22 protein-coding genes are annotated in these 23,754 nt (G+C 75.0%); 18 read left to right on the forward strand and 4 right to left on the reverse strand.

Features of this window, described 5'->3' with window-relative positions:
- Window positions 1–25 precede the first annotated feature (25 nt).
- Complete coding sequence (locus ACVMYR_RS15055) at window positions 26–2,320, reverse strand: hypothetical protein (RefSeq protein WP_457122066.1); 2,295 nt, start codon at window positions 2,318–2,320, stop codon at window positions 26–28.
- 240 nt (window positions 2,321–2,560) lie between these two features.
- Here ACVMYR_RS15055 and ACVMYR_RS15060 point away from each other — a divergent pair, with 240 nt between their 5' ends.
- From ACVMYR_RS15060 to ACVMYR_RS15095, 8 genes are all read left to right on the forward strand, one after another.
- Window positions 2,561–4,552: a TIGR03960 family B12-binding radical SAM protein gene (locus tag ACVMYR_RS15060; protein ID WP_077938747.1), complete on the forward strand. Its 1,992-nt coding sequence runs from the start codon at window positions 2,561–2,563 to the stop codon at window positions 4,550–4,552.
- Between the two features lie 99 nt (window positions 4,553–4,651).
- Window positions 4,652–5,365 carry a TIGR03936 family radical SAM-associated protein gene (locus tag ACVMYR_RS15065; protein ID WP_077938717.1) on the forward strand — a complete coding sequence of 238 codons (714 nt, stop codon included), beginning with the start codon at window positions 4,652–4,654 and terminating at the stop codon, window positions 5,363–5,365.
- Window positions 5,366–5,503: 138 nt separating this feature from the next.
- The gene (locus ACVMYR_RS15070; protein WP_457122067.1) at window positions 5,504–8,821 is read left to right on the forward strand and encodes an Rne/Rng family ribonuclease; all 3,318 of its coding nucleotides are present in this window, start codon (window positions 5,504–5,506) and stop codon (window positions 8,819–8,821) included.
- A 118-nt stretch (window positions 8,822–8,939) separates the two neighbouring features.
- Entirely contained in the window at window positions 8,940–9,470 is a 531-nt protein-coding gene (locus ACVMYR_RS15075) for a hypothetical protein (RefSeq protein WP_457122068.1), read from the forward strand.
- A 189-nt stretch (window positions 9,471–9,659) separates the two neighbouring features.
- Window positions 9,660–9,974 carry a 50S ribosomal protein L21 gene (rplU, locus tag ACVMYR_RS15080; RefSeq protein ID WP_007072512.1) on the forward strand — a complete coding sequence of 105 codons (315 nt, stop codon included), beginning with the start codon at window positions 9,660–9,662 and terminating at the stop codon, window positions 9,972–9,974.
- Window positions 9,975–9,985: 11 nt separating this feature from the next.
- Window positions 9,986–10,240 (forward strand): 50S ribosomal protein L27, encoded by a 255-nt coding sequence (rpmA, locus tag ACVMYR_RS15085; RefSeq protein WP_043966727.1) that lies wholly within the window; start codon window positions 9,986–9,988, stop codon window positions 10,238–10,240.
- A 93-nt stretch (window positions 10,241–10,333) separates the two neighbouring features.
- Window positions 10,334–11,839 (forward strand): GTPase ObgE, encoded by a 1,506-nt coding sequence (gene obgE, locus ACVMYR_RS15090; RefSeq protein ID WP_077938720.1) that lies wholly within the window; start codon window positions 10,334–10,336, stop codon window positions 11,837–11,839.
- A gap of 110 nt (window positions 11,840–11,949) precedes the next feature.
- Window positions 11,950–12,399 carry a GNAT family N-acetyltransferase gene (locus ACVMYR_RS15095; protein ID WP_043966731.1) on the forward strand — a complete coding sequence of 150 codons (450 nt, stop codon included), beginning with the start codon at window positions 11,950–11,952 and terminating at the stop codon, window positions 12,397–12,399.
- Window positions 12,400–12,436: 37 nt separating this feature from the next.
- Here ACVMYR_RS15095 and ACVMYR_RS15100 read toward each other — a convergent pair whose 3' ends face one another.
- Entirely contained in the window at window positions 12,437–12,916 is a 480-nt protein-coding gene (locus ACVMYR_RS15100) for a DUF4383 domain-containing protein (RefSeq protein WP_077938721.1), read from the reverse strand.
- Window positions 12,917–13,109: 193 nt separating this feature from the next.
- Between ACVMYR_RS15100 and ACVMYR_RS15105 the strand changes: the two genes are divergently transcribed.
- Genes ACVMYR_RS15105 through ACVMYR_RS15115 form a run of 3 tightly spaced genes read left to right on the forward strand, consistent with a single transcriptional unit; the run spans window position 13,110 to window position 15,038 of the window.
- Window positions 13,110–13,895 carry a hypothetical protein gene (locus ACVMYR_RS15105; RefSeq protein WP_457122069.1) on the forward strand — a complete coding sequence of 262 codons (786 nt, stop codon included), beginning with the start codon at window positions 13,110–13,112 and terminating at the stop codon, window positions 13,893–13,895.
- Between the two features lie 31 nt (window positions 13,896–13,926).
- Window positions 13,927–14,391, forward strand: a complete 465-nt coding sequence (locus tag ACVMYR_RS15110) for a phage holin family protein (protein WP_077938723.1) — start codon at window positions 13,927–13,929, stop codon at window positions 14,389–14,391.
- Window positions 14,388–15,038, forward strand: coding sequence for a DUF3618 domain-containing protein (locus ACVMYR_RS15115; RefSeq protein WP_077938724.1), 651 nt, complete (start codon window positions 14,388–14,390; stop codon window positions 15,036–15,038). Before ACVMYR_RS15110 ends, ACVMYR_RS15115 begins: the two co-directional genes overlap by 4 nt.
- A gap of 94 nt (window positions 15,039–15,132) precedes the next feature.
- On the opposite strand, the gene ACVMYR_RS15120 is transcribed toward ACVMYR_RS15115, so the two are convergent.
- The gene (locus tag ACVMYR_RS15120) at window positions 15,133–16,380 is read right to left on the reverse strand and encodes a cytochrome P450 (RefSeq protein WP_457122070.1); all 1,248 of its coding nucleotides are present in this window, start codon (window positions 16,378–16,380) and stop codon (window positions 15,133–15,135) included.
- A 275-nt stretch (window positions 16,381–16,655) separates the two neighbouring features.
- Between ACVMYR_RS15120 and ACVMYR_RS15125 the strand changes: the two genes are divergently transcribed.
- Complete coding sequence (locus tag ACVMYR_RS15125; RefSeq protein WP_077938726.1) at window positions 16,656–17,057, forward strand: hypothetical protein; 402 nt, start codon at window positions 16,656–16,658, stop codon at window positions 17,055–17,057.
- 120 nt (window positions 17,058–17,177) lie between these two features.
- On the opposite strand, the gene ACVMYR_RS15130 is transcribed toward ACVMYR_RS15125, so the two are convergent.
- Complete coding sequence (locus tag ACVMYR_RS15130; RefSeq protein ID WP_013287999.1) at window positions 17,178–17,396, reverse strand: DUF397 domain-containing protein; 219 nt, start codon at window positions 17,394–17,396, stop codon at window positions 17,178–17,180.
- A gap of 67 nt (window positions 17,397–17,463) precedes the next feature.
- Here ACVMYR_RS15130 and pepN point away from each other — a divergent pair, with 67 nt between their 5' ends.
- The 6 genes from pepN to ACVMYR_RS15160 all read left to right on the forward strand — a co-directional run bounded on the left by pepN (window position 17,464) and on the right by ACVMYR_RS15160 (window position 23,680).
- Entirely contained in the window at window positions 17,464–19,980 is a 2,517-nt protein-coding gene (pepN, locus tag ACVMYR_RS15135) for an aminopeptidase N (RefSeq protein ID WP_457122071.1), read from the forward strand.
- Window positions 19,981–20,127: 147 nt separating this feature from the next.
- Window positions 20,128–20,724 carry a nicotinate-nucleotide adenylyltransferase gene (gene nadD, locus ACVMYR_RS15140; RefSeq protein WP_077938728.1) on the forward strand — a complete coding sequence of 199 codons (597 nt, stop codon included), beginning with the start codon at window positions 20,128–20,130 and terminating at the stop codon, window positions 20,722–20,724.
- 110 nt (window positions 20,725–20,834) lie between these two features.
- The gene (rsfS, locus tag ACVMYR_RS15145) at window positions 20,835–21,245 is read left to right on the forward strand and encodes a ribosome silencing factor (RefSeq protein ID WP_043966746.1); all 411 of its coding nucleotides are present in this window, start codon (window positions 20,835–20,837) and stop codon (window positions 21,243–21,245) included.
- On the forward strand, window positions 21,242–21,871 hold the full coding sequence (locus tag ACVMYR_RS15150) for a histidine phosphatase family protein (RefSeq protein ID WP_396787676.1): 630 nt from the start codon (window positions 21,242–21,244) through the stop codon (window positions 21,869–21,871). Before rsfS ends, ACVMYR_RS15150 begins: the two co-directional genes overlap by 4 nt.
- A gap of 85 nt (window positions 21,872–21,956) precedes the next feature.
- On the forward strand, window positions 21,957–22,907 hold the full coding sequence (locus tag ACVMYR_RS15155; protein WP_457122072.1) for a DegV family protein: 951 nt from the start codon (window positions 21,957–21,959) through the stop codon (window positions 22,905–22,907).
- Window positions 22,907–23,680: an SDR family NAD(P)-dependent oxidoreductase gene (locus ACVMYR_RS15160; RefSeq protein ID WP_396787678.1), complete on the forward strand. Its 774-nt coding sequence runs from the start codon at window positions 22,907–22,909 to the stop codon at window positions 23,678–23,680. Before ACVMYR_RS15155 ends, ACVMYR_RS15160 begins: the two co-directional genes overlap by 1 nt.
- Window positions 23,681–23,754: the final 74 nt, after the last annotated feature.

Consider the following 23,754-nt stretch of genomic DNA (forward strand, 5'->3'; position numbering starts at 1 on the left):
TCGCCCGCCGGCCGGGCGGGGCGCGTCACGTCGCGCTGGAGCCCACCTGTTCCGGGGTGATGATCTGCTCGCGCATCTCGTCGAGCAGCCGGGCGCTGTCGTCCACGGAGAGCTGGGTGAAGATCCCGGTGGTGAGGCTGCCGTGGTCGACCGAGGTGCAGACCACGACGGCGGTGGCGTCGAGCGCGCCGACGGCGCAGCGGGCGAACCGCCCCCGGACGTCGGTGTCGACCACCTGCGGATCGCCGAGCTGGTATCGCGGCTTGAGCCGGGCCAGTTCGTCGTCCGCGTCGCTCTCGGGGGTCAACCGGAAGCCGGTGCCGCCGAACACGACGACGGGCTTGCCGGCCGACGAGGCGTACACGCCGGCGAAGGTGTCCTCGGCCAGCAGGTGCGCCTCGCGCGTCTCGGCCTCGAGCTGGTTCGCGGTGGCCTTGCTGCGGGCGTCCTCGCGCAGCGACAGGTCGGCGATCTGCGCAGGCAGCGCCGCCTTCGCCGGATACTGCTCCCACATCGGCTTCACCCAGTACGCCGGGCAGCCGCAGCAGCAGGCGATGCTCAACAGCAGCACCCACGGCCAGCGCCGCCGGCGTCGGCGGGGGGCCTTCGGCGCGGGCGGGGGAGGGGCGGGCCGGCGTTGTTGCGGAGGCGGTGGGGGCGGTGCCACCGGGCGAGCCGCAGGCGGGGGTGACACCTGTCGGGCCGGCGGAGGCGACACCTGCCGGGGCGGCGACACCTGCCGGGCGGGTGCCGGCGGCAGCGGCCGGGCCATGGGCGGCGGGGCGGACCGGGCGGCCGGCGGTGGGCTGACGGGCCGGGCAGCGGGCGACACGGGCCGGGCCGGCTGCGGCGGGGTCACCGGGTGGGACGCCGCCGGGGTGCCGCGACCGACGACGGGTGCCGAGCCGGCCGCCGGCCCCGGGTACTGCCGGGTGGGTGGCGTCGCGGGGTACGGCGTGGTCGGCGGCAGCGGGGGCAGTTCGGCGGCGTGCAGGTCCCAACTGCCGGTGTCCACGCCGGCCCACGGGTCCACCGGAACCTGGCTCTCCGGGGGCGGCAGCGGCCCGTGCCCGACGGGTGCGGGCGGCAGCGGAGCCGGGGGCGGGGTCGACGGCGGAGGGGCAGGCGGGGTGAACACGGCGGACTCCCCCCAGCTCCGCTTGCGCGGGACCGGCGGCGGGACCGACGCGGACCCGCGCAAGCGGGGCGCGGGCGGCTCGGCGGCGGCGGGGTCGACGGTCGTCCGGTCCGGACGCGCGTCCAGCTTCGTGGCGTCCGGGCGTGCGGCGGATTCCGGGGCGTCCGGGCCGGGATCCAGCCTCGTGGCGTCCGGGCGCGAGCCCAGCTTCGCGTCCTGGTGGGCCTCGATCCTCGTCGGGTCCGGGGTGGGGGTCGGCCTGCTGGCCCTGGCACGGCCCGGGGCGAAGGCCGGCGAGGTCACACCGGCCCGGCCGAGGGCGGGCCGCGGCGGCGTGGGCTCGACCCGGGTCGGGTCCGGGCCGGGGAGCGGCGGGGTGGGGGCGATCCGGGTCGGGTCCGGGCCGGGGCGCGCCGGGGTGGCGGAGCCGACCGGTCGAGGCGGCGCGGGAGGTGCCCCGTGGGCGCCGGCAGGATCGACCCGGGTGGGCTCCGGCCCCGGCGACGAACCGGGCTCCGGCGAGGCGTCCGCGACCGGGACGGTCGCCTCGGCGGCCCCGCCGTCGGGGAGCGCGGCGGTCCTGGTCGCGTCGGTTCCGTGGTCGATCGCCCCGTCGGTCACCTCCGTGCTGTCGCCGGTCGCCCCGTCGGTCGCCGCGCCGTCGGCCCTCACCGCACCGTCGGCCCTCGTCGTACCGCCGGTCGGCGGCTCTCCGTCGGCGCCGGTCGCGCCGTTCGTCCTCGGTTCTCCGTCGGTCGGCGTCTCCGGGTCGGTCGGCGCGTGCTCCATGGCCGCCGTCTCGACCGGGGCCGTCGTGTCGTCGGTCGCCGTGGAGCCGGTCGCTGTGGAGCCGGTCGCCGTCGTGTCGGTCGCGGTCGTGTCGTCGGTCGCCGTCGTGTCGGTCGCCGGCTCGGCGGAGGGGACCGGCACGGCATCGACCGGCTCGACCCGCTGGGTGCCGACCTGCTGGGTGTCGACCTGCTCGGTGTCGGTCTGCCCGGCCTGCGTGGGGTCGGCCTGCCCGCTGTCGGCAGGCTCGGCGGGGCCGTGCGGGGTCGGTGCGACGGGCGATGGTACGGGGGAGGGGGCCGCCTCTCCGGCGACCGCCGGGCCCTGGTCCTGGTCGACGGCCGGGGTGCCCCCGTCGGCCGGTCGATCTGCTCCCGGCTGCGGGTGCGGCATCGCGGCAATCTCCTCTCGCGCCGGTCCGAGGTTAGTACCGGCGTGCCACCGGCGGCGATCCGCCCACGTCCGGGGCGACCGTGACCAGGCTCGCGGCCCGCTTGCCCACGCCGGGAGCCGGGAGATCCCGCAGCGGTGACCGGGCCGCGCCGCGGGACCGGACGTTCTTCCGGCTGGGGCCGGGCGGGCGCGGTGGGCGCGACGCGGCGGCCGGCGGGCGGACGCGTACCCTTGGGCATCATGAGCGTTCCGTCCACCACGCCGCGTCCCGCCGTGGAGCCGTCGATCTGGCCCCGTCTGGAGCCGCTGCTGCCCCAGGTGACCAAGCCCATCCAGTACGTCGGTGGCGAGCTGGGCGCGGTGGTCAAGGGCTGGGACGAGGTCGTCGTGCGCTGGGCGCTGATGTATCCCGACGCGTACGAGGTGGGCCTGCCCAACCAGGGCGTGCAGATCCTCTACGAGGTGCTCAACGAGCTGCCGGACGTGCTGGCCGAGCGGACGTACGCGGTCTGGCCCGACCTGGAGAAGCTGATGCGCGCCCACGGCGTGCCGCAGTTCACCGTCGACGCCCACCGCTCGGTGCGCGACTTCGACGTGTTCGGCGTCTCGTTCTCCACCGAGCTGGGCTACACCAACCTGCTCACCGCGATCGACCTGGCGGGCATTCCGCTGCTGGCGGCCGACCGCACCGACGCCGACCCGGTCATCGTGGCCGGCGGGCACGCCGCGTTCAACCCGGAGCCGATCGCCGACTTCGTTGACGCCGCCGTGCTCGGCGACGGCGAGGAGGCCGTCCTGGAGATCACGGCGATCGTCCGGGAGTGGAAGGCCGAGGGCTCCCCGGGCGGCCGGGACGAGCTGCTGCTGCGGCTGGCCCGCACGGAGAGCGTCTACGTGCCGCGCTTCTACGACGTGGACTACCTGCCCGACGGCCGGATCCAGCGGGTGGTGCCGAACCGGGCGGACGTGCCCTTCCGGGTGCACAAGCGCACGACGATGGACCTGGACGCCTGGCCGTACCCGAAGAAGCCCCTGGTCCCGTTGGCCGAGACGGTCCACGAGCGGTACGCGGTGGAGATCTTCCGGGGGTGCACCCGGGGTTGCCGGTTCTGCCAGGCCGGCATGATCACCCGGCCGGTGCGGGAGCGGTCCATCACGACCGTGGGGCAGATGGTGCAGCAGGGGCTGGAGTTCTCCGGCTTCCACGAGGTGGGCCTGCTGTCGCTGTCGTCGGCCGACCACTCGGAGATCGGCGACATGTGCTCGGGCCTGGCCGAGCAGTACGCCGGCACCAACGTGTCGCTGTCGCTGCCGTCGACGCGGGTGGACGCGTTCAACATCGACCTGGCCCAGGAGCTGTCGCGCAACGGCCGGCGCACCGGTCTGACCTTCGCCCCCGAGGGCGGGTCGGAGCGGATCCGTAAGGTCATCAACAAGATGGTGTCGAAGGAAGACCTGATCCGCACCGTCGTCACCGCGTACACCAACGGCTGGCGGCAGGTGAAGCTCTACTTCATGTGCGGCCTGCCCACCGAGACCGACGCCGACGTCCTGGAGATCGCGGACATGGCGCACGAGGTGATCCGGGCGGGCCGGGCCGCCACCGGCAGCAAGGACATCCGCTGCACGGTCTCGATCGGCGGGTTCGTGCCGAAGCCGCACACCCCGTTCCAGTGGGCGTCGATGGAGCGGCCGGAGGTCATCGACCACCGGCTGCGGCTGCTCAAGCAGGCGATCAACGCCGACCGTTCGCTCGGCCGGGCGATCGGCTTCCGCTACCACGACGGCGAGCCGTCGCTGATCGAGGGCCTGCTCAGCCGGGGCGACCGCCGGGTCGGCGCGGTCATCCGGCGGGTGTGGGAGAACGGTGGCCGGTTCGACGGCTGGAGCGAGCACTTCTCGTACCAGCGGTGGGTGGACGCCGCGACCGAGGTGCTGCCGGCCTTCGGCGTGGACCTCGACTGGTACACCACCCGCCAGCGCGACGAGCTGGAGGTCCTGCCCTGGGACCACCTGGACTCGGGCCTGGACAAGGACTGGCTCTGGCAGGACTGGCAGGACTCCCTGTCCGAGTACGAGCAGGACGACTGCCGGTGGACCCCGTGCTTCGACTGCGGCGTCTGCCCGTCGATGGACACCGAGATCCAGATCGGCCCCACGGGCAGGAAGCTGCTCCCACTGACCCCGGTCAACGGTGCCGGGCTGCGGATTCCCGCCCCCACCCCGCAGTGATCCCCCCGCGCGGGATGATCAACCGATCCGAGGAGCACGACGATCAGTAGGAAACCACAGCCGGAGGGCGGGCAGGCGCCGGTCGTCCAGCGCGTCCGCATCCGGTACGCCAAGCGTGGGCCGTTGCGGTTCACCTCGCACCGCGACTTCGCCCGCGCGTTCGAGCGGGCGCTGCGGCGGGCCGGGGTGCCGATCGCCTTCTCCCAGGGCTTCACCCCGCACCCCAAGATCTCGTACGCCAGCGCGGCCCCGACCGGGGTGGCCAGCGAGGCGGAGTACCTGGAGATCGGGCTGCGGGAGCCGGTCGACCCGGGGCAGCTCCGGGCGGCGCTGGACGCCGCGCTCTCGCCCGGGCTCGACGTCCTCGACGCGGTCGTCGCCGCCGGGGGCAGCCTGGCCGACCGGATCGAGGCGTCGTACTGGCGGATCGAGCTGCCGGAGGTGGAGCCGGCCGTGCTGGAGCGCGCCGTGGCCGCTTTCGCGGCGGCGGGGGAGGTTCAGGTCGAGCGGATGACGAAGCAGGGGCGGCGCACCTTCGACGCCCGCGCGGCAGTCATGAAGATCGATGTGATCCGGTCCGTCGAGACGCCTTCCGGGGCACCGGGCGTGTCGTGTGCGATACTCGAACTGGTCGTCCGGCAGGTCACCCCGTCCGTGCGACCCGATGACGTCCTTTCCGGCCTGCGCGCGGTGGCCGACCTGGAGCCGCCGGTCTCCCCGAGGGTGATCCGGCTGGCGCAGGGCACGTTGACCGCACAGGGCGAGATCGTCGATCCGTTGGACGCGGATCGCGACGGGGCAGCCATCGTGTGAGCGTTGACCGACGGTCAGCGTTCTGGCAGGCAGACTTCGGCGGTCGCGCAGCTCGCGCGCCCGGCGGAAACACTTTTGCGGCGACCCTGCGTGGCAGCGCTCACCCGCGCCCGGGGCAGCCAGAACTGGAGAACGTCCATGCTCGAGAACGAGCCCGAGGGCGGCGAACGGACCGGTTCCCAGCCGGCCGGCGACACCGCTGACCGCACCACCGACACCGGCCGCGCCGGCGGTGACACCGTCACCGGCACGGCGGATCTCACCGCGGGCGGCCCCACCGCCGAGGGGGCGGCCCCGGCCGGCGGGCCCACCGCCGCGCAGGGCGAGGCCGCCGGGGATGCCGCCGCCGAGGCGCCGGCCCCGCCGCCCCGCAAGCGGGCCACCCGTCGGCGGGCCACCCCGCTGAACCAGCCGGAGCAGACCGAGGCTCCGGTGGAGGCGTCCACCTCCGCCGGCTCGGCCAGCGGGGAGGCCCCCCAGGCCGAGGTCCTCGCCCCGGTCGCCGGTGAGCTGGAGGAGGCGCCGAAGACGCCGCGTCGACGCCGGAAGGCGACCACCGCGAAGGCGACGGCGGAGCCGATCGTCGCCGCCGCCGCGGAGGAGGCCGGCGCGGAGGTCGTACCCCCGGTCAAGGTCACCCGGACCCGCCGCCGCAAGGCCGCCGCGGCCCCGGCGGAGGCCCCGGCCGCCGAGCCGGCCGAGGCCGCCGCGCCGGGCGAGCAGCCGACGGAGGCCGCGCCGACGCCGGCCGTGGCCGAGCCGCCGGCAGCCCAGCCGCCGTCCGCTGCCGCAGCCCAGCCGGATGCTGCCGCTGCCGGCGGTGCCGTGGACCAGCCGGCAGCCGGTGCGACCGAGGCCAGCCAGCCGGCCGCTTCCGGCCGGGCCGCCGCCGGGCGTGGCCGCCGCCGGTCCAGCGGCGCCGAGAACCGTTCCGGGGAGGTGCCGCCCGGGGTGGCCGTCTCCGGTGCCGTCGAACTGCCGGCCGGCACCGCCGAGGCTGCCGAGATCATCGAGCCCGCCGAGCCCGCCCAGGTCGCCGAGCCCGCGCAGGCCAGCCAGCCCGTCGAGGCCGCCGAGCCCGCCACGCCCAGCGAGCCGGTCGAGGCCGCCGAGCCGAGGACCCGCCGGCGGCGGGCCGTTCTCTCCGCGCCGACCGTCCTCTTCATGGCCCCGCAGCCGGACGAGCCGCCGGTCGCCCGGGTCGTGGTGTCGACGCCGGTGGAGCCGGAGCCGGTCGAGGAGCAGCCCGAGCCGCCCCGCCGGCGTCGCCGCGCCCGGCGCGAGGTCGAGCCGGTCGAGCAGGCCGAGGTGCCGGAGGTCGAGGAGGAGCCGGCCGCCGAGGCGGAGGAGCCCGAGGCCGCCGAGGACGAGGAAGACGAGGAGAGCGCCGCCCGTCGGCGTCGCCGCCGGGGACGCCGGGGCCGGGGCCGGGGCAAGGGCGGCGCGGACGAGGCCGACGACGACGAGGCCGAGGAGGCCGCCCAGGCCGAGGAGCCCGAGGCCGAGGGCGACGAGGACGAGGGCGAGGGCGAGACCGACGAGGGCGGGGACGGGCTGACCCGTCGTCGGCGGCGTCGCCGCCGCCGGGGCGCCGGGGACACCGACGGGGGCGCCGACGACGGCGTGCCGACGGTCGTCAAGATCCGGGAGCCGCGCAAGGCCGTCGACGAGGTGCAGGGTGTCTCCGGCTCGACCCGGCTGGAGGCCAAGCGGCAGCGCCGCCGGGACGGCCGGGAGCAGCGCCGGACCCGCCCGCCGATCCTGAGCGAGTCCGAGTTCCTGGCCCGCCGGGAGGCGGTCGACCGGGTGATGGCCGTCCGCCAGCGCGGTGACCGCACCCAGATCGCCGTCCTGGAGGACGGCGTGCTGGTCGAGCACTACGTCACCCGCAACTCCTCCGGCACCATGGCCGGCAACGTCTACCTCGGCAAGGTGCAGAACGTCCTGCCGAGCATGGAGGCGGCCTTCGTCGACATCGGGCGCGGCCGCAACGCCGTCCTGTACGCGGGCGAGGTCAACTGGGACACCACCGGCCTGGAGGGGCGGGCCCGGTCGATCGAGCAGGCCCTGCGCTCCGGCGACTCGGTGCTGGTGCAGGTCACCAAGGACCCGATCGGGCACAAGGGCGCCCGGCTGACCAGCCACATCGCGCTCTCCGGCCGGCACCTGGTCTACGTGCCGAACGGCAACGCCTCGGGCATCAGCCGCAAGCTGCCGGACACCGAGCGTAAGCGGCTGCGCGACGCGCTCAAGAAGCTGGTCCCGGACGGCGCGGGCGTGATCGTCCGGACCGCCGCCGAGGGGGCGAGCGAGGACGAGCTGGCCCGCGACGTCAAGCGCCTGCAGGCCCAGTGGGAGGACATCCAGGCCAAGGCCGCCTCCGGCGGCGCCCCGGTGCTGCTCTACGAGGAGCCGGACCTGGTCATCCGGGTCGTGCGGGACCTGTTCAACGAGGACTTCCGCGAGCTGGTGATCGAGGGCGACGAGTCGTACGGGATGGTCGAGTCCTACCTCTCGCACGTCTCGCCGGACCTGGTCGACCGGGTGCGCCGGCACGCCGGCACGACCGACGTGTTCGCCACGTACCGGATCGACGAGCAGATCCTCAAGGGCCTGGACCGGAAGGTCTTCCTGCCCTCCGGCGGCTCGCTGGTGATCGACCGCACCGAGGCGATGACCGTCATCGACGTCAACACCGGCAAGTACACCGGCTCCGGCGGCAACCTGGAGGAGACGGTCACCCGGAACAACCTGGAGGCGGCCGAGGAGATCGTCCGCCAGCTCCGGTTGCGCGACATCGGCGGCATCGTCGTGATCGACTTCATCGACATGGTGCTGGAGTCCAACCGCGAGCTGGTGCTGCGCCGGCTCACGGAGTGCCTCGGCCGGGACCGCACGAAGCACCAGGTCACCGAGATCACCTCGCTCGGGCTGGTGCAGATGACCCGCAAGCGGATCGGCGCGGGGCTGCTGGAGGCGTTCAGCGAGCCCTGCGAGTGCTGCAAGGGGCGGGGCCTGATCATCCACACCGAGCCGGTGCCGGAGAAGCCCCGTTCGGGCGGCGGCGCGGGGGACAAGGTCAAGGCGGTCGCCTCGGCGGCCCCCGCCGCCGCACCGGCCCCGGCCGAGTCGGTCGGCGGGGCGTCGTCGCGGCGTCGGGCGCGCAAGAGCGCGGCCCCGGAGCGCACGGTGGTCGAGGTGGTCGAGGCGCCGGCCGACGCCGACACCGAGGCCGACTACCACGACACGATGGGCTACGACCTGTCCCGGTACGAGGCGGACACCGCCGCCGCGCCGGCCGTGGCGGACAGCCAGCAGGGCGAGTCCGCCCGGCTGGCGGGTGCCGACGATCCGGACGCGCTCGGCGACGACGAGGGCGACGGCGACGGCGGCGACACCGGTGGCGGCCGGCGGCGCTCCCGCCGGGGTGGCACCCGGCGGCGTACCCGCCCGTGACCGGCTGACCGGCCGCGCGTTTCGCAGGGCCCCTGCCCGGGTGACAGCACCGGGGCGGGGGTCCTGTCGCGTGCCGGACCCCGGTTAGGATCGGCCACCCCCGGTCAGGAGAAGAAGAATGCGTCGTCTGCTCGCCCTCACCGTCGCCGCGGTCGTCCTGTCCGCCGCGGCGGCCTGCTCCGCCGAGCGCTCCGGCTCCGACCCCGCCGACGGGCCGGGCGGCTCCTCCCCGGCGGTGGCCGGCGGGGCCACCCCGGGCGGCGGGGGCGCGGCACCCGGCGCGTCGGGCGGGCCGCCCGCCGCGAGCGGCGCGGCCGGGGGGAACGCCCCGGAGGTCTGCGCCGCCGCCCAGCAGGCCAGCGGCGCGGCGGTCCGCACGTACGTGGCGGAGCTGGGCCGGATGATCGGTGCGGTCGGCGCGAGCGACAGCGCCACGGCGGAGGCCGCCCGCAAGCGGGCGGAGGCGGCGTTGACCGGCTGGCGCACGGCGCTGCGGGAGCAGTCGACCCGGGCGACCGACCCGCAGCTGCGGACGCTCCTGGCCGACCTCGCCACCGAGGTGGGGATGCTCGGCACCGACGTGGACGCGATCGACGAGGAGGAGCTGGACGAGCTCCAGCAGCGCCTCGACCAGCTCTGCGCCCGCTGACCGGCCCCCCGCCGGCCGGCGGGACGGCGCACCCCGGTTTGGGTGTCGCCCCGCCGATGGCGTACGCTATCTTGCGGCGCACTTTGGTGTGCCGAGTTCCCGCGTGCCCGCGCCGCCGCGCTTCTGCTACCCGGCGAGCCGCCGAGGGAACGACCGCCAGCAGCCTCAACGACAGGGAGTCCGCCTCCGATGTACGCGATCGTCAAGACCGGCGGCAAGCAGTACAAGGTCGCCGAGGGCGACGTGATCGAGGTCGAGAAGCTCGCCGGTGCCCCCGGCGACGCGGTGAAGCTCACCGCGGTGCTCCTCGTCGACGGTGACGACCTGGTGACCGACGCGGCGAAGCTTGCCGAGGTCGCGGTGTCCGGCGAGATCGCCGCGCACACCAAGGGCCCGAAGATCAAGATTCACAAGTTCAAGAACAAGACCGGCTACCACAAGCGCCAGGGTCACCGCCAGCCGCTGACCCAGGTCAAGGTGACCGGCATCTCCAGCGGGAAGTAGGTCGTCCTCAGATGGCTCACAAAAAGGGTGCGTCCAGCTCGCGCAACGGCCGTGACTCCGCGGCCCAGCGACTCGGCGTGAAGCGCTTCGGTGGTCAGGTCGTCAGCGCGGGTGAGATCCTCATCCGGCAGCGTGGCACCAAGTTCCACCCCGGTGACCTGGTCGGCCGCGGCGGCGACGACACGCTCTTCGCGCTGGCCGCCGGCTCGGTCCTGTTCGGCACCAAGCGCGGTCGCAAGACCGTCAGCATCGTGCCGCAGCAGTAGTTTCGACGCGTCGCGGGCCGCGGACCGGTTGGTCCCGGCCCGCTTCGCTTTTCTCGTACGTGCGGGGCGTCTCCCGCTGGAAGGATTGACGACGTGACGATGTTCGTGGACCGGGTCGTCCTGCACCTGCAGGCCGGCGACGGCGGGCACGGCTGTGTCTCGATCCACCGGGAGAAGTTCAAGCCGTTCGGGGGCCCGGACGGCGGCAACGGCGGGCACGGCGGCAGCGTGACCCTGGTCGTCGACCCGCAGGTGCACACCCTGCTCGACTTCCACTTCCACCCGCACGTCAAGGGCGAGAACGGCAAGGGCGGCGCGGGCTCGAACCGGGACGGCGCGAACGGGCGCGGCCTGGTGCTCAAGGTGCCCAACGGCACCGTCGTGCAGACCCCCGGCGGCGAGGTGCTGGCCGACATGGTCGGCGCGGGCACCACGTTCGAGGTGGCCCGGGGCGGCCGGGGCGGCCGGGGCAACGCCTCGTTGGCCAACGCCCGGCGCAAGGCCCCCGGCTTCGCCGAGCTGGGCGAGCCCGGCGAGCAGCTCGACGTGGTGCTGGAGCTCAAGAGCGTCGCCGACGTGGGCCTGGTCGGCTTCCCGTCGGCCGGCAAGTCGTCGCTGATCTCGGTCATCTCCGCCGCCAAGCCGAAGATCGCCGACTACCCGTTCACCACCCTCGTGCCGAACCTGGGCGTGGTCCGGGTCGACAACCACACCTTCACCGTCGCCGACGTGCCCGGGCTCATTCCCGGCGCGGCCACCGGCAAGGGCCTCGGGCTGGAGTTCCTCCGGCACGTCGAGCGCTGTGCGGTGCTGGTGCACGTGATCGACACCGCGACGCTGGAGCCGGGCCGGGACCCGCTGGCAGACATCGACGCCATCGAGTCGGAGCTGAGCCAGTACGGCGGGCTCACCGACCGGCCCCGCCTCGTCGCCCTCAACAAGATCGACGTGCCGGACGGCCGGGACCTCGCCGACATCGTCCGCGCTGACCTTGAGGCCCGTGGCCTGCGGGTGTTCGAGGTCTCCGCGGCGACGCACGAGGGCCTCAAGGAGCTGATGTTCGCCATGGCGGAGCTGGTCGAGAAGGCCCGCGCCGCCGCCCCGCCGGCCGAGCCGACCCGGATCGTCATCCGCCCGAGGGCGGTCGACGACACCGGCTTCACCATCACCGCCGAGCCGGACGGCTCGTTCACCGTCCGGGGCGAGCGGCCGGAGCGCTGGGTGCGGCAGACGAACTTCGACAACGACGAGGCCGTGGGCTACCTGGCCGACCGGCTGGCCCGCCTCGGCGTCGAGGACAAGCTGGCCAAGGCCGGGGCGAACCCGGGGGACCTGGTGCGCATCGGCGAGCGCGAGTTCGACTGGCAGCCCACCCTCTACGCGGGTGTCGACTTCGTCCCCGGCAACCGGGGCACCGACGTGCGGCTGGAGGAGAAGTCGAGCCGCCCCTCGGCCGCCGAGCGGCTCGCCGCGCGCAAGGCCCGCCGGGTGCGGCCCGCCGACGAGCTGGGGGCCGACGTCACCGACGACGAGCCGACCGCCGACGACGACCTCGCCGACGACCTCGACGACGAGCAGTGGGCGAGCGACGAGAAGTAGGCGGCGACGGGGAGCGGCCCGGCGACGCGACGACGACCGCTCGCGGGGCCTCCGCCGGCGGGTCGCCCGCCGGAAACCTGCCGGAAATCCGCCGCGCCTAGCTTGACGGGATGCTGATCGAATCGCGGCCCACGACCGACCCGGAGATCGCCACCCTGGTCGTGGCGCAGCAGCGTGAGCTGCGCGAGGCCGACGGCGGGCTGGACGGGCAGGTGACCGTCACCCACGACGACATCCGCTACCTCGCCGTCGTCGACGCCGGCCGGGCCGTCGCGTGCGGCGGCATCCAGGAACTCGACCCGCGCACCGGCGAGCTGAAGCGGATGTACGTCCGGCCCGCCTTCCGGGGGCGGGGGATCGCCCGCCAGCTGCTGGCCGCCCTGGAGGACCTGGCCTTCCAGCAGGGGTACGCCGAGCTGCGGCTGGAGACCGGCAGCTACCTGCCGGCGGCCATCGGCCTCTACACCTCCTGCGGGTACGCCCCCATCCCCGTGTACGGCGAGTACGTCGACAACCCGTACAGCCGCTGCTTCGCCAAGCGCCTCCCGGTGGCCGCCTGACTTCGCGGGCGCGCGCCGGCCGGGCGGGGCGGCCCGGTCAGGGGCGGTCGATCGGGTCGTCCAGCCGACCGCCCGTGCCCACCCGGTTGGACAGCAGCAGGCCCAGGGCGAGCATGCCGAGGCCGAGCAGCAGGTGCAGGAAGTCGTCCGCGCCGTTGAGCGGGATGAAGTTGGCCGCGCCGTGCTCGTTTTCGGCGAACTTGACGAACAGCCCGTAGAGACAGAGCCCGAGATAGAGCGCGCCGCCCCCGGCCAGGAAGACCCGGGCCCCGGCGACGCTGCGGGCCAGGGCCAGCCCGGCCAGCCCGAAGATCAGGTGCAGGGCGTTGTGCAGGACCGAGACCTGGAACAGCCCCAGCAGCTCGGCGCCCGAGTGGTGCCCGGCGAAGGTCAGGTCGTCGTATCCGGTGGTGATGCCCGGGACGAAGCCGAGCACCCCGAGCAGGAGGAAGAGCACGGCCACCGCGACGGCGGCCACCTGCACCCGGGCCCGTGGGCGCTGCCGGTCACGCGCCATCGATGTCACCTCCGTGGATCAGCAGCCCCCGACGATCCTCCATTGTGTGTGCGCGGCGACACGTTCCGCAGAGAAACCGGGAATCAGGTGTGGGCCCTCGGAGCGAGGGTAGGTCAAAAGACGCCGGCAGGATGAACGCCGGCGAATCCCCTGATTTGACTACCGCGACGACTTATCGAGCGGAAGGGACATCATGACCTACGATCTCTCACCCACGACGTCCACCTACGGGCAGGAGTCGAGCAACGGCCACGGCGTACGCGATCAGGCCCGCCAGGTGGGCTCGGAGGCCGCGCACGCGGGCGGTGCGGTCGCGCAGACCGCCAGGGAGCAGGGCCGGGAGGTCGTCGGCGAGGCCGCGCGGCAGGCCCGCAACCTCTATGGCGAGGCCCGCGACCAGCTCGCCGGGCAGGCCGGGGAGCAGCAGCGCCGGGCGGCCGGCGGGCTGCGTTCGCTGGCCGACGAGATGCGCACGATGGCGCAGAACAGCGGCCAGTCCGGCCCGGTGACCGAGCTGGCCCACCAGGCCGCCGAGCGCGTCAACGGCGTTGCCGGCTGGCTGGAGGAGCGGCAGCCCGGCGACATCCTCACCGAGGTCAAGGACTACGCCCGCCGCAACCCGGGCACCTTCCTCGTCGGCGCCGCCGTGCTCGGCGTGCTCGCCGGCCGGCTGACCAGGGGGCTGTCCGCGGCGTCCGACGGCCCCGGCGGCGGCTCGACCCCGGCGTACGACCCGGAGCGCACCGCCGTCATCCCGACGCCGCCGGCCCAGCGTGCCGTGCCGGACCAGATCCCCCCGGGCGGCTACCTCGATCCGACCCCCGAGGCCGGCCACACCGGCCAGGGCGCGGCCTACCCCGACCCGGGCACCACCACCGGCTACGCCGACCCGGCGGACGGCACCGGAACGCCGCTGCCCCCGGTGACCCAGACCGACCCGCTGCCGGGCGTGCCGTCCAGCGGCGCTTCCCGCCCGTGAGCCGTCGAGCCAGCCGAAGGGAGGAAACGGCATGACCGCGCCGACGCAGGACCCCGGACTCGACTCCGGGTACCACCCCGCGGGTGCCCCGCACACCGCGGACGAGGTCAGGAGCAGCTCGATCGGTGAGCTGCTGCGCCAGGTGAGCACCGACCTGTCCACGCTGATGCGCCAGGAGGTGGAGCTGGCCAAGGCCGAGATCCGCCAGGAGGGCAGGAAGGCGGGCAAGGCCGCCGGACTGTTCGGCGGCGCCGGCTTCGGCGGGTACATGGTGGCGCTGTTCCTGTCGATCGCGCTCTGGGCCGGGCTGTCCAACGTGCTGGACGCCGGCTGGGCCGCGTTGATCGTCGCCGTGCTCTGGGGCGCGATCGCCGCCGTCCTCTACTCCCTGGCCAAGAAGCACGCCCAGCGCGTACGCGGCCTCAGGCAGACCAACGACAGCGTGCAGCGCATTCCCGACGCGCTCAAGCCCCACCCGGAGGGAGTCACCCGATGAGCACCGATCCCGACCAGATCCGCCGGGAGATCGAGGCCACCCGCAACAGCCTCAGCACCGACGTGGACGCCCTGGCGTACAAGGTCAGCCCGGGCCGCATCGTCGACGACCGCAAGCAGCGGGCGCGCAACGCGCTGCAGAATGTGAGGGACAAGGTCATGGGCACCGCTTCCGACTACGGCCACAGCACCGGACACGCCGCCCACGCGGTGGCCGACCGGGCGTCGTCGGCCGCGTCCACGGTGAGCGACAAGGCGCACTCGGCGGCCTCCACCGTCGGCGACGCCGCCCAGCGGGCGCCGCAGGTGCTGCGGGAGAAGTCCGAGGGCAACCCGCTGGCCGCCGGCCTGATCGCCTTCGGCGTCGGCATGCTGGTCTCCTCCCTGATCCCGGCGAGCCGCCGCGAGCAGCAGGTGGCCGCTCAGGTCAAGGAGCGGGCCGGCGCGCACGCCGGCGCGGTGAAGGAGAAGCTCGGCGAGGTCGCCGGCGAGCTGAGGGAGGAGCTGCGCGAGCCGGCGCAGCACGCGGGCGAGTCGGTGAAGGCCACCGCCCAGGACGCCGTGCACGCCGTTCGCGACGACACCCGGTCGGCCGCCCACGACGTGAAGGACCACGCGCAGCAGTCCCGCGACCAGGTGCGGTACTGACGGAGGAGATCCCGCCGCAGCTCGCGGCCCCGGGTTGGGAAGGGTCCCCTGTACAACAGAATGCGTTAACAGGGGGCCCTTCCTTGCACCGGGGTCAGGCGGTGCGGCGCACGTCGGCGATGACGAGGCCGCTCGGCGGCAGGGCGGGCATCCGCCGCAGGTCGATCGCGAGGTCCTGCGGCGGGACCTCGTAGCGCATGGTCGTGGTCAGGTTGGTGACGGCCCGCTTCAGCAGCTCGATGGTGATCCACTCGCCGGCGCAGCGGTGGCCGGTCAGGTGCTCGCCGCCGCCCTGCGGCACCAGCGCGTACGGGTCGCCGCGCCAGCCGGCGAAGCGCTCCGGACGGAACCGTTCCGGCTCGGGCCAGAGCGCCTCGTGGTGGTTGGTGCCGTACAGGTCGAGCAGCACCCGCCGGCCCTGCGGGAAGTGGTGCCCCTGCCAGTCGAAGGAGCGCCGCACCCGGGCGGCGGCGACGGGGAAGAACGGGTAGTAGCGGCGTACCTCCTGCACGAAGCACTCGGTGGCGTCGTCGTCGCCGCGCACCTGGTCGCGCCACTGCGGGTGGTCGTGCAGGGCGAGCGCGGCGAAGACCACGAAACGGTCGACGGCGACGGTGGGTCGCAGCACGTTGAGCAGCTCCACGGCGGCGATCCGGCGGGGCAGCAGCTGCCCCCGGCCGTCCCGGTGCTCGGCGATCGCCCGCAGCGCGCTGCCCGGCGGGGCCGGCAGGACGCCCACCCGGGTGCGTTCGACGACCTCCCCGAGCCACCGCTCGCCGCGGCGGCGGCCGACCCGGCCCCGCCAGTGCCGGGGGCCGAACGCGGTGGGCCCCTCGATCATCGACCGCATGACGGCGGTGCGCCGGGCCACCTCGGTGTCGGCCAGCGGCACACCGGCCCAGGCGCAGACGGCCCGGGTGAGCAGCGGGGCCACCTCGTCGTGCAGCACCACCCGGCCGGCGCGCTCCCAGGCCGGCACCCGGGCCCGCCACTCGTCGTCGAAGAGCTGGCCGAGCTGCCGGACCGCCGACGGCGTCATGATCGACATGAACATGGCCTTGCGGTCGTGGTGGGCCGCCCCGTCGAGGCCCTGCACCCCGCCCACGCCGGTGAGGGTCCGCTGCATCCGCTTCGGCGCCGCGCCCGCCCGGACGAAGCGCTCAGGGTCGTAGAAGATCGCCGCCGCCGGTCGGCCGCGCAGGCAGATGGTCGGTTCGAGCAGCAGCCTGGTCTGGAAGATGTCGGTGCCGTACCGGTCGCAGCGGTCGCCGATGAACCGGTAGCCCTCCCGCAGCAGGGCCAGGGTGCTGTCCGGGCTGCGGTCGGCCGGCATGCTGGCCATCGGACCCCTCCTGACGTTCCCCGCCCGGTGGCACCGCGCGGTGGGGGTTCGTCTACCCACGTCGCGGCGGCCGAATCCCCGCAGCCCGGCCGAGCCCGGTCGAGGCTTGTGGAGGCCGACGGCGCGACGGCGGTCCGCGCGGCGGGCGCCGGCTGGCCCCTCCCAGGGCGCCGGGAACCTGGTTATCTGGAGCGCACGGGCCGGCGACCGGTCGGTCCGGGGCGCTCGGGCCGCCGGTGGCGGGAGCGTCCGGGCAGTCACGACGGGGAGGACACATGCGGGAGAACGCGTCGCGCTACTGGCGACAGCGGCGGGCGGTCGACGCGCTGGGCGCGGGCCGGGCCGGCGGCGGGGAGCCGGTGGGCCCGCTGCTCGCCCGGCCCCGCCGGGAGCAGCGCCCACCGCGCTGGTTCACCGTGCATCTCGGCTTCGCCGCCGCCGGGCCCGACCTGGCCCGCGAGCTGGCCGTGACGTACGCCGAGGGGCTGAGCGTGCTCCGCCCCGAGCTGGCCCTCGGGGCCGCCGCGCTGTCCCCGGCCGACGCCTGGCACCGGGCCGAGCGGCTGTTCTGCGGGGCGATCGGCCCCGACGGGGAGCGCTGCGCCGACGTGGCCGGTCACCCCGGCTTCCATCACGCCCCGGGCCCCGGCGGCCTCGGCTGGGGCGACGGCGACTGACGGGCGTTTCGGGCGGTTTGGGAGGTTCGGGGCCGGGCCGTGACCGGCTGCCGCTCCCGGGGACGCACGTCGGCGTGCCGTCCCCGCGGGCTACAGGCGGTCGCGGCCCGGCGGCCCGGTTCAGTCCAGGTCGAACTCGCCGTCCTGGGCGCCGGCGACGAACGCGTCCCACTCGGCCTGGGTGAAGACGAGCACCGGGCCGTCCGGCTCGGCGGAGTTGCGCATGCCGATCAGGTCGTCGACGAAGGCCACCTCGACCGCGCCTTCCGAGGTGTCCCCCTCGGCCCGCTGCCAGACCGCCCGGGACAGGTCGAAGTCGCCCTTGGGGTGCTGACCCATTGTTGCTTCCTCCATCGCATGCCGTGACGGGAAACGAGTGTGGTTCCCCATCGGGCAGGATAAGCGGATGCCGAGCCTGAGCCGTGTAGAGGCGACCGCGCGTGGCGCGTTGATTACCGTCGAGTCCTACCACGTGGACCTCGACCTGACCGCAGGCGACGAGCGGTTCCGCTCGCACGCCACCATCCGCTTCCGGGCGACCCCCGGCGCGGAGACCTTCGTCGAGGTGCTGCCCGCGCAACTGCTGGGGGCACGCCTGAACGGGCGGCCCCTCGACCCGGCGACGCTCGCCGGCAACCGGTTGCCGCTGACCGGCCTCGCCGAGGCCAACACGCTGGTCGTCGAGGCCGAGATGGCCTACTCGAACACCGGCGAGGGGCTGCACCGGTTCGTCGACCCCGCCGACGGCGAGACCTACCTCTACGCCATGTCCTTCCTGGACAACGCGCAGCGCATCTTCGCCGCCTTCGACCAGCCCGACCTGAAGGCCCCGGTCCGGCTCGCCGTCACCGCCCCGCCGCAGTGGACGGTCGCCGCCAACGGCGCGCTGGCCGCGACGCCCCGGCCGGGGCGCTGGGAGTTCGCCCCCACGGCCCCGCTGGCGCCGTACTTCGTCACGCTGATCGCCGGGCCGTGGCACGTGCGCCGCGCCGAGCACGACGGCATCCCGCTGGGCGTCTGGTGCCGGCGTTCGCTCGCCGCCCACCTGGACGCCGACGTCGAGGAGATCCTCACCGTCACCCGCCAGTGCCTGGACCGGTTCCACGAGCTGTTCGCCGAGCGCTACCCCTTCGGCAAGTACGACCAGGCGTTCGTGCCGGAGTTCAACGCCGGCGCGATGGAGAACCCGGGCCTGGTCACCTTCCGCGACGACCTCGTGTTCCGCTCGGCGGTCACCGACACCCAGCGCGAGCTGCGGGCCACCACCATCGCCCACGAGATGGCCCACATGTGGTTCGGCGACCTGGTCACCATGCGCTGGTGGGACGACCTGTGGCTCAACGAGTCGTTCGCGGAGTACCTGGGCACCCGGGTCACCGCCGAGGCGACCCGGTTCGACCGGGCGTGGACGACGTTCGCCCTGCGCCGCAAGGGCTGGGGGTACGCGGCCGACCAGCGGCCCTCCACCCATCCCGTCGCGCCGGAGGAGGTCGCCGACGCCGCCCTGGCGCTGCTCAACTTCGACGGCATCTCGTACGCCAAGGGCGCCAGCGTGCTGCGCCAGCTCGTCGCCTGGCTCGGCGACGACGCGTTCCTGGCCGGGCTGAACGCCCACTTCGCGGCGCACCGGTTCGGCAACGCCACCCTCGCCGACCTGCTCGGCGCGCTCTCCACCGCCGCCGGGCGGGACCTGTCGGGCTGGGCCGAGCGCTGGCTGCGCCGGGCCCAGGTCAACACCCTGCGGGCCGACGTGACGCTCGACGCCGACGGTCGGTACGCGGACGCGGCGATCGTGCAGACCGCCCCGGCCGGCCACCCGGTGCTGCGCCCCCACCGCGTCGGCGTCGCCCGGTACGCCGCCGACGGCACCGTCACCCGCGACGAGGTCGACCTCGACCCGGACGCCGACGGCGGCCGGACGGTCCTCGCCGGGCTACGCGGGCAGCCGGCCGCCCAGCTGCTGTTGCCCAACGCCGGTGACCTCACCTTCGCCAAGATCCGCCTCGACCCCGCCTCCGTCGACGCGGTGCCGCTGGTGCTGCCGACCCTGGCCGACCCGCTGGCCCGGGCCCTGCTGTGGGGCGAGGCGCTGGACGCGGCCACCGACGGCGAGCGGCCCGTCGCCGCCCTGGTGGAGCTGGTCGCCGCGGCCCTCCCCGGCGAGACCGAGGTGATCATCGTGGAGGACGTGCTGCGCACCGTCCGGCCGCTGGTCGACCGCTATCTCGACCCCCTCGCCCGGGACGCGGCGCTGCTCCGGCTCGCCGGTGCCGGCCAGCGCCTGCTCGCCGCCGCCGAGCCGGGCGGGTCGCGGCAGCTCGCCGCCGCCCGGGCCCTGATCGGGGCCAGCACCGACGCCGACCTGCTCGCCGGCTGGCTGGCCGGCGAGGGCGTCCCCGCCGGGCTGGCCGTGGACGCCGAGCTGCGCTGGGCGCTGCTGGGCCGGCTCGTGGTGCTCGGCGCGGCCGGGGAGGCCGAGATCGCCGCCGAAAGGGTGGCCGACCCGAGCGCCACCGGCGCCGAACGGGCCGCCCGGTGCCGGGCCGCGCTGCCCGACCCGGCCGCGAAGGCGGCGGCGTGGGAGATCGTGGTGCGCAACACCGAGCTGTCCAACCGGCTGGTCGAGGCGGCCGCGCAGGGGTTCTGGCAGCCCGAGCAGGCCGAGCTGACCGGGCCGTACGTCGAGCGGTACTTTGCCGACATGCCGGCGGCGGCGCGCAGGCGTACCCCCTGGGTCGCCGACCAGGTCGCGGCCGACGCCTACCCCCGCTACGCCGTGGCGCAGCCCACCCGGGAACTGGCCGCGGCGCTGCTGGCCCGCGACGACGTCACGCCCGGCCTGCGCCGGGTGGTCACCGACGCCGACGACGACCTGCGCCGCGCCCTGGTGGCCCGCACCGCCGTGGCCGCCGCCTCGGCCTGATCCGCCGCGGCCCGGGGACCGTAACGCCCCGTTCCGTCCCGTCTTCGGCCTTCCCCTGGCCCCGGCCGCGCCCGCGGCCCGGGTCGGGGGAGGGGTCGAGAACCGGGTCGGGGGCGCCGCCGCGCGCGGCCCGCATACGATCTGCGGGTGCGGGAAGACATCCGGCGGGTCGGGATCATGGGCGGCACGTTCGACCCGATCCACCACGGTCACCTGGTCGCGGCCAGCGAGGTGGCCGACCGGTTCGGGCTGGACGAGGTCGTCTTCGTGCCGACCGGGCAGCCGTGGCAGAAGGCGGACCAGCCGGTCACCCCGGCCGAGGACCGGTACCTGATGACCGTCATCGCCACCGCGTCCAACCCCCGGTTCCAGGTCAGCCGGGTCGACATCGACCGGGGTGGGCCGACGTACACCGTCGACACGCTGCGCGACCTGCACGCCGAGTACGGGCCGAAGGTGCAGCTCTACTTCATCACCGGCGCGGACGCGCTGGAGCGGATCCTGTCCTGGAAGGATCTCGACGAGATCTTCGCGCTGGCCCACTTCATCGGCGTCACCCGCCCCGGGTTCGAGCTGACCGACGAGCACGTGCCCGCCGACACGGTGAGCCTGGTGCAGGTGCCCGCGATGGCCATCTCGTCGACGGACTGCCGCGCCCGGGTGGCCCGGGGCGAACCGGTCTGGTATCTGGTGCCCGACGGTGTGGTGCAGTACATCGCGAAACGGCGCCTCTATCAGCAGTGATCGCGCCGGATATGCGGTCGTTCGTCCCCGAAACCGGCCAGAACCGACAGGTCGTCACGCCGACGGGTGTGAGACGCTTGGAGGGTCGCACGGTTGATCGAAGGAGAACGGTGACAGTTTCCGAACGCGCTCACGAGCTGGCGATGGCCGCCGCCCAGGCCGCGGCCGACAAGAAGGCGCAGGACATCGTCATCATCGACGTGGGTGACCAGCTCGCCATCACCGACGCGTTCCTGCTCGCCGCCGCCCCCAATGAGCGTCAGGTGCTGGCCATCGTCGACGCCATCGAGGAGCGGCTGCTGGAGCTGCCGGAGAAGGCCAAGCCGGTCCGGCGCGAGGGCGAGCGGGGCGGGCGCTGGGTGCTGCTCGACTACGTCGACATGGTGGTCCACGTCCAGCACACCGAGGAGCGCGAGTTCTACGCCCTCGACCGGCTCTGGAAGGACTGCCCGCAGATCCCGTTCGTCGACCGGGACCTGGTCGAGGCCGACGCCGCCGCCGGCACCGCACCGGCCGAATGACCCGACTGATCGTCTGGCGGCACGGCAACACCGACTGGAACGCCGCGAGCCGGGTGCAGGGCCAGACCGACATACCCCTCAACGACCTCGGCCGCGAGCAGGCCGCCGCCGCCGCGCCCCTGCTCGCGGCCCTGCGCCCCGACGCGATCGTGGCCAGCGACCTGCGCCGCGCCGCCGACACCGCCGCCGCCCTCGCCGCGCTCACCGGCCTGCCGGTGCGCTCCGACGCCCGGCTGCGCGAGCGGCACTTCGGGCGGTGGCAGGGGCTGGAGCTCGCCGAGGCGGAGCAGCGCTATCCCGACGAGCACGCCCGCTGGCGGGCCGGCCACCCCGACCCGGGTGCCGACATCGAGAGCCTCGACGACCTCGGCAAGCGGGTCGGCGGCGCCCTGCAGGACGCGGCCGACGCCGCGCCCGGCGCGACGATCGTGATCGCCACCCACGGTGGCGCGGCCCGGCAGGGCTGCGGGCACCTGCTCGGCTGGGACCACGCGGTGCTGCGGGCGATCGGTGCCCTGCGCAACTGCCACTGGACCGAGCTGCGCGACAGCGGCACGCGGGGCTGGCACCTGCGGGCGCACAACGTTGGCGTGCTGACCACCACGGCGGCGGCCGAGGCGGTCTGACCCGGCGGCGTCCCGGGCCACTGTTCCCGGGCGGGCGGGCCAGGTGGCCCCGGCGGCCTGGGCCCGGATCGGCTACGGTGCCGGAATGCCCGTCGCGGTCGTCACCGACTCCACCGCCTACCTCCCGCCCGAGCTCGTGCGCCAGCGCGGGCTCACCGTCGTGCCGCTGACCGTGGTGCTCAACGGCGCGGAGGGGCTGGAGGGCGTCGAGACGTTCCCCGACGACGCCACCCGGGCGCTCGGCGGCCGGCGGGTCTCGGTCAGCACCTCCCGCCCGGCACCGGAGCAGTTCGCGCGGACGTACCGCGACCTGCTCGACGCCGGTGCCGACGCGGTGGTCTCGGTGCACCTGTCCGCCGAGCTGTCCGGCACTGTCGAGGCAGCCCGGCTCGCCGCCGCGCAGGTCGGCGGCGACCGGGTCGCGGTCGTCGACAGCCGCTCCACCGGCATGGGCCTCGGCTTCCCGGCGCTCGCGGCCGCCGAGGCCGCCGCCGTGGGCGCCGACCTTCCGGGGGTACGCCGCGCGGCGGCCGACGCGATCGACCGCACCACGATCTACTTCTATGTCGACACCCTGGAGTTCCTGCGCCGGGGCGGCCGGATCGGGGCCGCCGAGGCGCTGCTCGGCACCGCCCTGTCGGTCAAGCCGATCATGCACATGCCGGACGGGGCGATCGTGCTCAAGGACAAGGTGCGCACCGCCAGCCGGGGCGTGGCCCGCCTGGTCGACCTCGCCGTCGAGGCGGCCGGCGACGCCGACGTCGACCTCGCCGTGCACCACCTCGCCGCCCCGCAACGCGCCGAGCAGCTCCTCGCCGCGCTCACCGAGCGGCTCGGCGGCCGGGTCCGTTCGACGTACGTCACGGAGGCCGGCGCGGTGGTCGCCGCGCACGCCGGCCCGGGGCTGGCCTGCGTCGTCGTGCACCGCCGTCCCGGCCTGGGCGGGCGGGAATCCGGCTCGGGCCCAACCGGTGCGGGTTCGGTCGATTCGGGGCCGGTCGGTTCGGGGCCTGACGGAGTGGTGGAGGCACGCTGATGGGTGGCTCCTTCGTGGTGACGGGCGGGGGCCGGGGGATCGGCCGGGCGATCGTCGAGCGGCTGCTCGCCCCCGGTGACACGGTGGTGGTGCTGGAACGCGACCCGGCGACGACGGAGTGGACCCGGACGCACCCCGCCGGGGACCGGGTGCGCGCCGTCGTCGGCGACGCCGGTGACGCGGACGACGCCGCCCGCGCGGCGGACCTCGCCGAACGCGCCGCACCGCTGGCCGGCTGGGTCAACAACGCGGCGGTGTTCCGTGATGGCGTGGCCGACTCCACCGACCCCGCCGAGTTGTACGAGCTGATCGGGCTCAACGTACGGCCGGCCGTGGTCGGCGCCGCGACGGCCGTCTGTCGGTTCCGGGCCGCCGGGCGGGGTGGGGCGATTGTCAACGTCTCCTCCCACCAGGCCCGTCGGGCAGTCCCCGGCGCACTGCCGTACTCCGTGGCGAAGGCCGCCGTGGAGGGGCTGACCCGGGCGCTGGCCGTCGACCACGGCCGGCACGGCATCCGGACCAACGCCGTCGCGCTGGGCTCGGTGGTGACCGAGCGGCACGAGACGTTCCTCGCCGGCCTCCCGCCGGCCGATGCGGCGCGGGTCGAGGCGGAACTCGGCCGGCTGCACCCGGTGGGCCGCATCGGCCGCCCGGACGAGGTGGCGGAGGCGGTGGCGTACCTGCTCTCGCCGCAGGCGAGCTTCGTCAACGGCGTCACCCTGCCGGTCGACGGCGGTCGGGCCGCGCTCGGCCTGGACCCCGAGGCCCACTGACCGCAGATCCCGCCGCCGAGCGCTGTCGCCTGCCGTCCCGGTGGTAGGTCCGGCCATTGGTACCGGACCAGGTG

This window comes from Micromonospora sp. PTRAS2 (genome assembly GCF_054052245.1).